This window comes from Megasphaera sp. SW808 (genome assembly GCF_012027795.1).
Taxonomy (GTDB): domain Bacteria; phylum Bacillota; class Negativicutes; order Veillonellales; family Megasphaeraceae; genus Megasphaera; species Megasphaera stantonii.
The window spans coordinates 24514-36330 of the sequence record NZ_SJOT01000027.1; the positions used below are offsets into that span (position 1 = coordinate 24514).

Consider the following 11817-nt stretch of genomic DNA (forward strand, 5'->3'; position numbering starts at 1 on the left):
CAACGTGAAACTGCAATATGTAAAAGCAGATCCCAGCGGCAATACGACCCTATTCGTGCTGAGCGACGTCGCGCCGGAACAGCGCAGCTCCTTGGCGGCAAAGCTCCTGAAAGACAAGGGTATCGACGCCGAACAGGTCGCTTATTTATCCATGGCGGAAGGCCAGCCGCTGCGCGTCGACATGATGGGCGGCGAATTCTGCGGCAACGCGTCCCGCTCTGCCGCAGCCTATGCCTTGCAGCTCGCCGGCAGGGATAGCGGCGAATATGCCGTGTCCTGTTCGGGGTGTGAAGGCCTCCTCCAGGCCCAGGCCAAAAAGCGTTCCGACGGAGTCTACGACGCCTATATCGAAATGCCCCTGCCCCTGTCTGTCGAAGCAGTTCTCCTCGACGTAGGCGGCATGCCGAGCCGCTTTTTCCGCGTCGAGCTGCCGGGCATCGTTCATTTCGTCCACTTTGCCTCCGAAGCGGAAATGGAATATAAAGACATGTTTTGGACGGCCTTGCAGGACTATGCGTCGGACGAACAGCTGGACGCATTCGGCCTCGTCCTTTTTGATCCGGCCCATCTGCATATGGTCCCGGCCGTATACGTGACGGCGACGGATACGCTGTATTGGGAACAGAGCTGCGGCTCCGGCTCGGCAGCTGTAGCGGCGGCCTTGGCCTGCGTAGGAAAAAAGGACGTGTCCTGTACGATTCAGCAGCCCGGCGGCGCAATTGCCATTGCCGCGGCCGTAGAAGGCGAAGACAAAGAGCTGTGCAGCATTTTTATCGGCGGCCCCGTATCCTTCGGTGACATGCAGGAAATCGACATATAATCATACATAGTGTTGCATATAAGCCGGTTCTCTGCGAGCCGGCTTCTTTAATAGAATTCTAGCCGATACTGCATCAAGTAACTTTCCCTTTTGGATTTTTGCGGCGCTAAGCTGCATCCAAGGGTGAAGGGGCGTTAGTGTAAAATAATTGTGGGAAAACTTTACTGCACAAAAGTGAAGAACATATAAAAAGAGAAGGAACTTCTTTGGTATAATGAAATCACCACAATCTCACGCAAAGGAGTCCTTCTCATGAACATTATACAACAGATTCTTTCTCTCAGTACAGACTTTTTTAATACAAACATGGAATCGTTAGTAACGGGCCAGGCGTCCCTGACCGACGTGACGCTGGCTGTACAAGAGTTTGTGCAGAACCTGGGGCGGGAGGTGTTGTCGGCAATGTTAGAACAGGCCGATGAAGCCATCTATGAAACGGTGAAGCCGCAGCGTACCTATCAGATCAAAGAAACAGCCCGTCCGCGTACCTTGGTAACCACGTTTGGAGAAATCACCTTTCACCGCCGGTATTACCGACAGAAAGACACGGGCCGCTACACCTATCTGCTGGACGAATGGTGCCAGCTGCCGGCGTACAGCCGGATCGAGGCTTCCTGTCAGGCCCGGATGGCAGACCATGCCAAGGATATGAGTTATGCGAAAGCAGCCCAAGTATCCACTCCGGTCCCGGTAAGCAAACAGAGCGTGCGGAACGTCTTATGCCGGTTGGGGACGATCCCGAATACAGCGGCTCCCCTGCCGGAGCGGAGGCCGAAGGTATCCGAACTGTTCATCGAAGCCGACGAAGACCATGTGGCGATGCAGCAGGGAAACAACCGGCAGCTGCGGCTGGCCTATGTATATGAAGGGAAAGTACCGGAGGGGAGAACCCGGAGAACACTGACTGCAAAGCGAGTATTCACGGGATATGGGATGCCTTGGGACGAAATCAAAGAGTATATCCAAACCGTATACGGCAGCCCGGAGATTACGATTCTGGGAGACGGGGCGGCGTGGATACAGAGCGCGACGGCGTACCTGGAAAAAAGCCGATGCGTCATGGACGGATTTCATGTTGTCAAATACTTGCGGCAGATAGCGGGGACGAAAACGCTCCAACCTCTGTATGACGCCTTGCTGGCCAATGACCGGGAACAATTCTGCCGGGAAGCTGAACAGAAGATACGACACCGTCCGTATCGGAGAAAGGCGATTCGCAAAGGTCAACAATATATCCTGAACCATTGGGAAGGGATTCGGGACTGGCTGCAGAACCGGGAGACATTCGCCAGCAGTACGGAAGGGCATGTTAGTCATATCCTGTCGGCCCGGCTGAGCTCACGTGGAATGGGCTGGAGCAAAGACGGGGCGGAACGGATTGCCCGATTGCGGACGCTGGCAGAAAACGGCGGCGACGTGTGGCGCTATGCCTTAGATTGCCTGACGAAGAAACCCTCCGATACAGTACCAGACCTGAATGAACAGGAATTGACGAGGCAATGCCGACGCCGGCGGCTGCCGTACTGCGTGTATGATGCAGAGCACAGCTGCCGTATGCCGGGGAGCGAAGGCGCATTACACGGAAGATGGATGAAAGATATCCAAAACAGTGGATATCACCATATACATTAGATACTAAAAGGCTGGATTTACATGCCAAGATGTTTCTGTCAAATATATACCCACAACAACTTGACACTGTCTGAAGGGGCAAATGTCATTGACAGTATACGGAGAATTCTTGTATAATAAATCCATAATCATGTGACTGACGGAAGTGGAATCAACCACGGGGAGCATGATTGACGCGAAGCCGACCGTCTGGGCAACCTTTCCAGAAGTGTCGGTATTTTTTTATGCTACGGACAGGAGTGACGCAAATCATGGCACAGGTATTAAGCGATATTGAAATTGCACAGCAGACCACGCTGGAGCCGATCGTAAAGATTGCGGAAAAAGTCGGATTAACTGACGATGATTTGGAATTATATGGTAAATATAAGGCAAAGATTTCCTTTGACGCTATTAAGCGCCTTTCGAAAAACGAAGACGGCAAGCTCGTCCTCGTCACGGCTATTACGCCGACGCCGGCCGGCGAAGGCAAGACGCTGACGACGATCGGCCTCGCCCAGGCGCTGAACTACATGGGTCATAAAGCTGTCGTCGCCCTGCGCGAGCCGTCCCTCGGCCCCGTATTCGGTATTAAAGGCGGCGCTGCCGGCGGCGGTTACTCGCAGGTACTGCCGATGGAAGATATTAACCTCCATTTTACAGGCGACATGCACGCTATTACGGCGGCCAACAATCTTCTGGCCGCTGCTATCGATAACCACGTTCATCAGGGCAACGCCCTGCGCATCGACGTGCGCCGCGTCATCTGGAAGCGCGTCATGGACATGAACGACCGGGCCCTGCGCAACATCGTCGTCGGCATGGGCGGCAAGGTCTGCGGGTTCCCGCGGGAAGACCATTTTATGATTACCGTCGCCTCGGAAATCATGGCGGCGTTGTGCCTGGCCAGCGACCTCATGGACCTGAAGAAGCGCATGGGCGATATCACCGTAGCCTATGACTTGGACGGCAATCTCGTGACGGCCCGCCAGCTCGGCGTCGAAGGTGCTATGGCAATCCTCATGAAGGACGCCATCAAGCCGAACCTCGTCCAGACAATCGAGCACACGCCGGCCCTCGTACATGGCGGCCCCTTTGCCAACATCGCTCACGGCTGCAACTCCGTCGTCGCTACGAAGCTGGCTCTCAAGATGGGCGATATTGCCGTTACGGAAGCCGGTTTCGGCGCAGACCTCGGCGCGGAAAAATTCATGGACATCAAGTGCCGTTTTGCCGGCATCAAACCGAATGCCGTCGTCGTCGTCGCAACGGTTCGGGCTCTTAAAATGCACGGCGGCGTAGACAAGAAGAACTTGCAGGAAGAAAATATCGAAGCCTTGAAGAAGGGCTTCGCCAATTTGGCCAAGCACGTGGAAAATATGCGTACCTACGACGTTCCTGTCGTCGTCGGCATCAATAAATTTGCTACGGATACGGACGCGGAAATCGCGACGCTCCGCCAGCTCTGCGCTGATTACGGCGTCGAAGCAGCCCTCAATAACTGCTGGGCCGAAGGCGGTAAGGGCGGCGTAGAATTGGGAGAAAAGGTACTGAAGCTCATCGCCCAGCCTCAGACGCCGTACAAGCCGCTGTACGACGTAAACGACACCATTGCTCAGAAGATGGAAACGATCGTCAAAAAGATTTACGGCGGCGCAGGCGTCGTCTTTGAAAGCAAAGCGCAGAAACAGGTTGCCGAGCTGGAAAAATTCGGCCTCGACAAGATGCCTCTCTGCGTAGCGAAAACGCAGTATTCCTTGTCCGACGACCCGGCTCTCCTCGGTGCGCCGAAGGACTTCACCGTTACGGTTAAGGACGTGCGCGTCTGCACCGGCGCAGGCTTTATCGTCTGCCAGACCGGCGACATTATGACGATGCCGGGCTTGCCGAAGGTTCCCGCTGCCAACAGAATGGATATCGATGAAAATGGCGTTATCACAGGATTGTTCTAAGCCCGATTTCAGCCGGTTCCAGTCCATGCCCCTTGACGCCCTGCTGGAAGCGACGGCCTCCAAAGAACCCGTTCCCGGCGGCGGCGGCATTGCGGCCATGACGGCAGCCTCGGCGGCGGCTCTCGTCGAAATGGTAGCAAATCTGACTCTTGGTAAGAAAGGATATGAAGACGTTGCCAGGCTGATGGAGTCCATCAAGGAAAAAGCGCAGGCTCTGCGTGCCCGCTATCTGGCCGGTATTGCCGAAGATGCGGAGGCCTTTGACGGCGTGATCCGCGCCGTACGGCTGCCTAAGGATACGCCCAATCGGAAGGACATTGTGCAGCAGGCGTTCAAGGAAGCGGCGGAAATTCCCTTTTCTCTGGGAAAGGATATTTTCGTCCTCGTGCAGCTGGCGGAACAGACCGTGCGCTACGGCAATAAATGGGTCATTACAGACGGCGCCATTGCTGCCATGAATGCCCGCTCCGCTATGCGGTCGGCTTTTTACAGCGTTCGCGTCAATTTGCAGTCTATTACAGACGAGGCGTACGTGCGGAATATGACCGAGGCCATTCAGCGCATCGAGCGCGAGGCGGCCATACTGGAACAGCGTGTAGAACGGGAATACGAAAACAGATAAGAAATGCCCCTGCCATAAAAGCGAAGGCTTTACGGCAGGGGCATTTTGTATTGGCTTTAGTGTGCGACGAGCCGCTGCTGTGATTCAGGATAGCGGTCTCCGACTATAGGAATATCGGCTAAGATGATTTCGAGTTCTGTTATATCTTGGGCGGAAAGAGGCATGGCCGCGGCGCGGAGGTTTTCTTCCAAATGAGAAATCTTCGTCGTACCAGGGATGGGAACGATCCACGGTTCCTTGGCCAGGAGCCAGGACAGGGCGATTTGAGCCGACGTCATGCCGCGGGTTCGGCCGAATTGCTGCAGCGCGTTGACGATGCGCGTGTTGGCCCGCAGGGCGTCCGGCGCGAAGCGAGGCAAGGTCTGTCGATTGTCATTATTCGGGTCGAATTGGGTGTATTCGTTAATAGCGCCGCCTAGGAAGCCGCGGTTTAAGGGGCTGTAAGGGACAAAGCCGATTCCCAGCTCCCGGCACGTATCCAGAACGCCGTTTTCTTCGACGCTGCGGAACATGAGGTGGTATTCGCTTTGAATGGCCGTTAAGGGTTGGACGGAGTGCGCACGGCGGATAACGTCGGGGCTGACCTCGCATAATCCCCAGCAGCGAACCTTGCCGGCCTGCACTAAATCTTGAATTGCGCCGGCCGTTTCTTCAATAGGCGTGTTCCGGTCGAGGCGATGTTGGTAAAAGAGGTCGATGCAGTCGACGCCGAGTCGGCGCAGCGATTCGTCGCAATAGCGTTTTACCGTTTCCGGACGGCTGTCCTGCCGGCCCGTAGCCTTGCCGTCGATAATTTCATGGCCGAATTTCGTGGCGATGACCACCTTGTCCCGATAGGGCTTCAAGGCTTCGCCGGTCAGACGTTCGTTGTTCAGCGGGCCGTAGCGGATGGCCGTGTCGAAAAAGGTTACGCCCCGCTCGGCGGCTTCGCGGATGAGAGATACCTGCATCGCGTGGGGCGGTGCGGCGCTGCGGTTAAAGGTCATGCCCATGACGCCGAATCCCAGTGGCGATACCTTTAGCCGGTAGCGGCCTGAGCCGAGAATGCGCGTGCCGTCTACGGCGGCTGCTCCGCTGTTTTTAGGCGCCGGCGCTGCCGACACAAGGGATGCGGCAGGCGAAACGGCGAAGGCTGCACTGGCAATGGCCGACAGCTTCAAAAAGCTGCGGCGGCTTATGGCGTTGTCAGATGGCGTATGAGTCGTTTTTTTCATCATACAGTCTCCTTTCGATCTTACAATAGCCCTACGAGATGGGCAGGATTTCGTTTAGTCAGCGTGTCGATTGTTTGTTGGGATATGCCGTAAGACTGCATGGTTTGAATGCATTGCTTCATGCCGTCTAAGGGATCGGGCATGCCCGTTTGGCCCAGGTCAGTACTGACGAAAGATCGCTCCGGGCATAGCGAAACATATGCGATAAATTCTTCTGCCGTCGCTTTAGGAATATTGGGAAGGCCTGTGCCGGGACCGCAGAGGTTGGGCAGGAAGCAGTATTCTATCCAGCCGCCTAGCGCGGCGATTTCGTCTATTTGTGCCTCTGTTAATTTCCAAATGCGGGAATTGGCATGGGTGACGACAAATTTCTTCAAGCCAATTTCCTTGGCCTTGCGAGCCATGGCTACGCTTTCTGCTGGTGAAGAATGACCAGTCGCAAACATAATATCTGCTTCAGCACAAATCTCCATAACTTCTGCTACTTCCGGCAATACGTGACCGTTTGGATCCGTCACAGGGATGACGGGGCCGGCCAGGTGTTCCTGAGCATGCTGGTATACGGCGGCCTGCGTCGGCATCCAGATACAGCGGCAGCGGTTTCCCGTCGTCTGCACGGCCATTCTGGCTGCATAGGGATTGACCCGGCTGCCGTGAGTCGGATTCATGCAGAACCCGCCGAAGACAGAAAGGCCCGGAACGGCCTGTTCAATAAGATAAGCCCGGTCGTGGCTGCTCCATTCATTAGCTTTGTACATGACGGCCCGGTATCCGGCAGCTTTGGCGCGGCGGGCGAAGTCCAGTTCGCCGATGCGCCGCGGCTTGACGTCGGGAGCGGCGTGAATGTGAATATCGCAGATGCCTGTCAGAAGCGGATCGGCCTGTTGTTTTGCTGGAGAAATATGAGCGGCCACGCCTGCATAGGGGGCTGCGGCAACAGCGCCGCCGGTTAAGGCCAGCCGCTTTAAAAAATCGCGACGAGACATGGGCATATGTAGTCTCACCTCCATATCAGGATGTAAATGGGCCCGTTTCACTTTTCATTGTACGGAATAATTTTTAAAAGTCTAATACTTGAAATCAGAAGGGCAGCATGCTTGGAGAGCATGCTGCGGCGGAGGAACATGCCGGTTTATAAAAATAGATTGTGCTGAAAGGCGAATTTCTTTACAATAGAATAGAGAGAGACATAGAAATGATATAGAGTCGACGAGGGGGACGAAGGTATGGAAATCCGATTGCTGCGGTATTTTTTAGTGGTGGCCAACGAGGGAAATATTACGAGAGCCGCCGAGAAATTGTATATTACCCAGCCGACACTGAGCCGGCAGATGAACCAGCTGGAAGAAGAAGCGGGCGCGCCCTTGTTCAAGAGGCCTATGCGGCGCGTAGAGCTGACCGAAGAAGGCTTGCTGCTGAAGCGGCGGGCCGAGGAAATCGTAGCTCTCGTCGGCAAGACGAAGCCGGGAATTGGCTGATGCCAATGTCGGTGTAGACGGCGTCGTGTCCGTGAGCTGCGGTGAAATAGAAGCGGTGCAGCTGCTGGCCGATCTGTTTAAAGCCTTTAAGGAACGTCATCCTGCCGTGACCTTTGAGCTGTACGCAGCCAACGCCGAGCATACGGCAGAACGGCTGGAAAACGGCCTGGCTGATATCGGTATTTTCTTCGAGCCGGCCGATTTGGAACGGTACGAATATATCCGCCTGCCCGTAAAAGAACGGTGGGCCGTCCTGCTGCCGGCCGACGATCCGTTGGCAGAAAAAACATACATCGAAGCCAGAGATTTGGCGGGAAAGGACATTATCTTTCCGTGGCGGGCTGCCGTCCATAAGGAATTGAAAAACTGGTTCGGCAAATATTTTTCTCGCATTCATCCTGTAGCCAAATGCAATATGAGCACGAACGCATCCGTATTGGTGCGCAAAGGACTGGGATACAGCCTGTGCATCGGCGGCGGCAGGCCCTTTTTGGATGAAAGGCAGGTGTGCCGGCGGTATTTATATCCGTCTATTGAAATCGGTACGGTCTTAGTCTGGAAAAAATACGCTCCTGCCAGCATCACCGTAGCGAAATTCCTCGATTTTGTCCACGACTATGTGTCGGGACAAAAGGCCTGAAGCCTGGTCCATGTGTTTCAGGCATGAAGAGAAACAAAATATAAGCATTAGACGAAGAGCCCGGCAGGCTTTTACAATATAGGTATCAAAACGATGCCTATATTTTTTTTTGCAGGAGGAGATGCATGATGAAACGATGGGTCGTATTAGGAATCGCCGCGCTGGCTGTTTTTGCCGCCGCTACGGGATTGTTTGCCTGCTGGGGGACCTGCGCTTCTGCGCCTGCCGCGCCCGGCGCCTTGGGGCGGCATCGCGTGTTGGTTGCGTATTTTTCCCGTTCCGGCAATACGGAAGTGCTGGCGCAGGTTATTGCTTCGGAGACGGGCGGGCGATTGTTCCGCATCGTGCCGGCCGTGCCATATTCCGATGTGTATGAGGAAACGGTATCCCGTTTCCGGTACGAACGGGAGAACCATATTCGTCCGGCCGTCGCTTCAAAGGTAGACGATATGGATCAGTACGACGTCGTCTTCGTCGGCTATCCCAACTGGGGCGGCGATATCCCGCCGGCAGTCCAGTCGTTTCTGACGCAGTACGATTTGTCCGGCAAGACGCTCGTTCCCTTCTGTACCCATGGCGGCGGGGGATTAGGACGCAGCCTGGATACCTTGAAGACGATGTGCCCCGATTCAATTATCCGGAAGGGCTTTGAAGTGAATGGCCGGCGCGTCGTGCAATGCGGCGACGACGTGAATCAATGGCTCGAGAGTATCGGATTGAAGGATTTATAAGCTGTGTATAGGAGGAAGATACGATGAAACAGAAATGGATTGCCGGCATCATGACGGCTATGTTGTTGGGAACAATGGCTGCACCGCCGATGGCTTTGGCGGCGGACGCTTCTCCGCGGCAGGCCCGGAAGATCGTCCAAACGGCGGGCCGCGACAGGCTGGGAGAGTTTGCTCCCGAATTTGCCCGCTACAACGACGATATCCTGTTCGGAGAAGTATGGTCGCGCAACGATATCCTGCCTCTGCGCGACAGGAGTATCGTCACGATTACGGCCCTTATCAGCAGCGGCGTCCTCGACAGTTCACTGAAATCCCATATGATGCGGGCTAAGCAAAACGGCGTGACGCAGGAAGAAATGGCGGAAATTATCACCCAGCTCGGCTTCTACGCCGGCTGGCCCAAAGCCTGGGCGGCCTTTAATATGGCTAAGGAAGTATACGGCGCACCGTAAAGGAGACGAAACATATGAAAAGGATAGGAATGCTGCTCTTAGCTTGTCTGTGTATAACCGTCTTGGGGGCCTGCGGACAAAGCACTGCCGACGGAGGCAGAGGACAGGGGCAGCGGCATGAAGCGGCTGCAGCAGGAGATATGCCGCGGCGCGTCAAAATTACGGTTGGGACGACGGAGCTGTTTGCCGACTTAGAAGACAACGTTGCGACGCAAGCTTGGCTCCAGACCCTTCCCGTAACGCTGCCTATGCAGAATTTGTATGGAAGGGAAATGTGCTATCGCTACGGAGCCGGTTTCCTGCCGACAGACGAACTGCGCTCCGACGGGTACGCCGTCGGCGACATTGCCTACTGGCCGCCGCGGGGCAGCCTGGTCATCTTATATAAGCAGAACGGCGAACGCTTTGAACGGCAGCCTATGGGGCATATCGACGGCGACGCAGAAGCTGTATTTTCCCATGCCGATACTGTCGATGTGACCTTTTCCGCGGCGGATTAAGAACATCGGAGGGATGATGGAAAATGGAAATCAAAGCTTTTTCTGAGTATACAGGCGTCAGCAAGGATACGCTGCGGTATTATGAGCGCATCGGGCTGCTGCCGCCGGTTCCGCGCCGCCGCGGCCGGCGCGATTACGGCGAATGCCATGAGCGGCGCGTAGCCGCAATTCAGCGGCTGAAGCGAAGCGGCATGACCTTGGCTGAAATTGCCGAATATTTTCAGGCTGAAAGAGAAAGTCCGCGGCGTCAGGCCTTGCTCATCTCGGCGCGAAATCGATTGGTGCGGCATATGTTCGAGCTGCGTCAGAGCCTTTCTGAAATTGATACGTTGTTAGCCTAATATAAGAAACGGCGCTTTATACGAAGAACTGCGTATAAAGCGCCGCTTTGCGCTGTAAGCATGATGGCCTTTCGATCGGGAGACGGCCCGTCGAACCATACGACCCAGGAAAAGGACGGCGGGCATAGCCCTTTGACACACAGAACATACGGCACTGCCGGAGAAGTCGTCTGTCTTCGGCAGTGCCTATATATTATTTACTGTAATATTGTTCGTCTGATACGGGTTCCATCCACGTTACGTTTTTGCCGTTTCGGACTTCCGTCAGGGCCAGATGGGTCATTTCACTGTCTGGCGACGCGCCGTGCCAATGCTTGACGTCAGGCGGGCACCAGATCGTGTCGCCGGCATGGGCTATGGTCTTTGAACCATTTTCCGTTTGTGTCCAGCAGGTTCCTTTGATGACGACAAGGCGCTGGCCGCCGGGATGGGTATGCCAGAAGGTGCGCGCGCCCGGCGCGAAGGTGACGTAGCTGCCCGTGTACGTCGTGTCGGCTGTCGTCTGGAACAGGGACTGGTGCATTACGGCCCCTGTGAAGTTGGCTGCCGATGCAGCGGCGGGAGCTTTCGTAGGAATCGTCTGCAAGCCGTCGGCGTGCTGCTGATACTCGGCGCCCTGAACGGCGGAGAAGGACAGGCAGGACATGGCGGCGACGAGAAGCAGTCGGAAGGATTTTTTCATATGGCATATGTCTCCTTTGTGCTTATTTCAAATATTGGTTGTAAAAATCCGTCAATTTATCGACGGCCGGATTGACGTATTCCGGCTTATCGTACAAGTCGATATGCGACGCATTGGGGATGATATACAGCTCTTTCGGGGCCTTGGCCATGGCGTAGGCGTCTTCGCTGAGATAGCGCGTACCGGCCTTGCTGCCGGCGATGAGCAGGATAGGCCGCGGCGAAATCCAGTCTACGTGGTCGAACGCCGTATAGGCGAACATCTTGTCCAGACTCGTGAAGGTATATTGATTCACTGAGCGGGGATGGGCGCCGCGGGGCGTGCGGTAGTATTCATAAAATTCCTGATACATGTCGTGGCCGGGGCCTTGGGGCACGGCTTCCGGCGAATTGGGAACGTAATTGATGTAGCGCACGTCAGCGCCGCGCGCTTCGGCTGCCCGCTGCTTTCCTACTTCGGCCAGCATCGTATTGCGTCCCTCATCGGTCATCGTGCCGCCAATCCCTTCGCGCCGCGTCCGTCCCGAGTCGACGGCGCTGACGGTCGCGACGGCTTTGATTCGCCCTTCCGTCTGCGCGGTATGGACGGCGTAGCCGCCGCCGGCACAGATGCCCAGCACGCCGATAGCGTCTTCATTGACGAAGGATAAGGTATCTAAGTAGTCAATGGCCGAACGGATATCTTCCGTGCGGGATGCCGGATCTTCGACGTATCGGGGCGTGCCGCCGCTTTCGCCCTGATACGCTGCGTCGAAGGCCAGGGTGACGAAGCCTT

Annotated in this window: 14 protein-coding genes and 1 riboswitch; of the genes, 10 read left to right on the forward strand and 4 right to left on the reverse strand. The window is 55.5% G+C overall.

From position 1 onward, the window contains the following. The first annotated feature begins 4 nt into the window (after window positions 1-4). The 4 genes from E0L13_RS09695 (at window position 5) to E0L13_RS09710 (ending at window position 5005) form a co-directional block, all read left to right on the forward strand. Window positions 5-820 (forward strand): hypothetical protein, encoded by an 816-nt coding sequence (locus tag E0L13_RS09695; protein ID WP_168062087.1) that lies wholly within the window; start codon window positions 5-7, stop codon window positions 818-820. 252 nt (window positions 821-1072) lie between these two features. Continuing rightward, on the forward strand, window positions 1073-2452 hold the full coding sequence (locus E0L13_RS09700) for an ISLre2 family transposase (protein WP_168062089.1): 1380 nt from the start codon (window positions 1073-1075) through the stop codon (window positions 2450-2452). Window positions 2453-2574: 122 nt separating this feature from the next. After that, window positions 2575-2654: riboswitch (ZMP/ZTP riboswitch) on the forward strand. Between the two features lie 49 nt (window positions 2655-2703). After that, on the forward strand, window positions 2704-4383 hold the full coding sequence (locus E0L13_RS09705) for a formate--tetrahydrofolate ligase (protein ID WP_168062091.1): 1680 nt from the start codon (window positions 2704-2706) through the stop codon (window positions 4381-4383). Next, a complete protein-coding gene (locus tag E0L13_RS09710; RefSeq protein WP_240924715.1) occupies window positions 4352-5005 on the forward strand; it encodes a cyclodeaminase/cyclohydrolase family protein in 654 nt (217 codons plus the stop codon). The genes E0L13_RS09705 and E0L13_RS09710 overlap by 32 nt, the downstream gene beginning before the upstream one ends. Window positions 5006-5061: 56 nt before the next feature. Here E0L13_RS09710 and E0L13_RS09715 read toward each other — a convergent pair whose 3' ends face one another. After that, window positions 5062-6222 carry an aldo/keto reductase gene (locus E0L13_RS09715; protein WP_206081617.1) on the reverse strand — a complete coding sequence of 387 codons (1161 nt, stop codon included), beginning with the start codon at window positions 6220-6222 and terminating at the stop codon, window positions 5062-5064. 17 nt (window positions 6223-6239) lie between these two features. Beyond that, window positions 6240-7211 carry a DUF6282 family protein gene (locus E0L13_RS09720; RefSeq protein ID WP_168062093.1) on the reverse strand — a complete coding sequence of 324 codons (972 nt, stop codon included), beginning with the start codon at window positions 7209-7211 and terminating at the stop codon, window positions 6240-6242. A 234-nt stretch (window positions 7212-7445) separates the two neighbouring features. Between E0L13_RS09720 and E0L13_RS11970 the strand changes: the two genes are divergently transcribed. From E0L13_RS11970 to E0L13_RS09750, 6 genes are all read left to right on the forward strand, one after another. Then, on the forward strand, window positions 7446-7697 hold the full coding sequence (locus E0L13_RS11970; RefSeq protein ID WP_168062094.1) for a LysR family transcriptional regulator: 252 nt from the start codon (window positions 7446-7448) through the stop codon (window positions 7695-7697). After that, window positions 7690-8337: a LysR family transcriptional regulator substrate-binding protein gene (locus E0L13_RS09730; RefSeq protein WP_168062096.1), complete on the forward strand. Its 648-nt coding sequence runs from the start codon at window positions 7690-7692 to the stop codon at window positions 8335-8337. The genes E0L13_RS11970 and E0L13_RS09730 overlap by 8 nt, the downstream gene beginning before the upstream one ends. A 125-nt stretch (window positions 8338-8462) precedes the next feature. Further along, on the forward strand, window positions 8463-9068 hold the full coding sequence (locus E0L13_RS09735) for a flavodoxin (protein ID WP_168062097.1): 606 nt from the start codon (window positions 8463-8465) through the stop codon (window positions 9066-9068). Window positions 9069-9091: 23 nt separating this feature from the next. Then, window positions 9092-9520 (forward strand): carboxymuconolactone decarboxylase family protein, encoded by a 429-nt coding sequence (locus tag E0L13_RS09740; protein ID WP_240924716.1) that lies wholly within the window; start codon window positions 9092-9094, stop codon window positions 9518-9520. Between the two features lie 14 nt (window positions 9521-9534). Then, entirely contained in the window at window positions 9535-10020 is a 486-nt protein-coding gene (locus E0L13_RS09745) for a cyclophilin-like fold protein (protein ID WP_206081618.1), read from the forward strand. Window positions 10021-10043: 23 nt separating this feature from the next. Next, on the forward strand, window positions 10044-10361 hold the full coding sequence (locus E0L13_RS09750; protein ID WP_168062099.1) for a MerR family transcriptional regulator: 318 nt from the start codon (window positions 10044-10046) through the stop codon (window positions 10359-10361). 193 nt (window positions 10362-10554) lie between these two features. On the opposite strand, the gene E0L13_RS09755 is transcribed toward E0L13_RS09750, so the two are convergent. Both E0L13_RS09755 and E0L13_RS09760 read right to left on the reverse strand, forming a co-directional pair. After that, window positions 10555-11043, reverse strand: a complete 489-nt coding sequence (locus tag E0L13_RS09755; RefSeq protein WP_206081619.1) for a cupin domain-containing protein — start codon at window positions 11041-11043, stop codon at window positions 10555-10557. A 22-nt stretch (window positions 11044-11065) separates the two neighbouring features. After that, window positions 11066-11817 (reverse strand): alpha/beta hydrolase (locus tag E0L13_RS09760; RefSeq protein ID WP_168062101.1); only part of this gene is annotated, 752 nt, incomplete at its 5' end.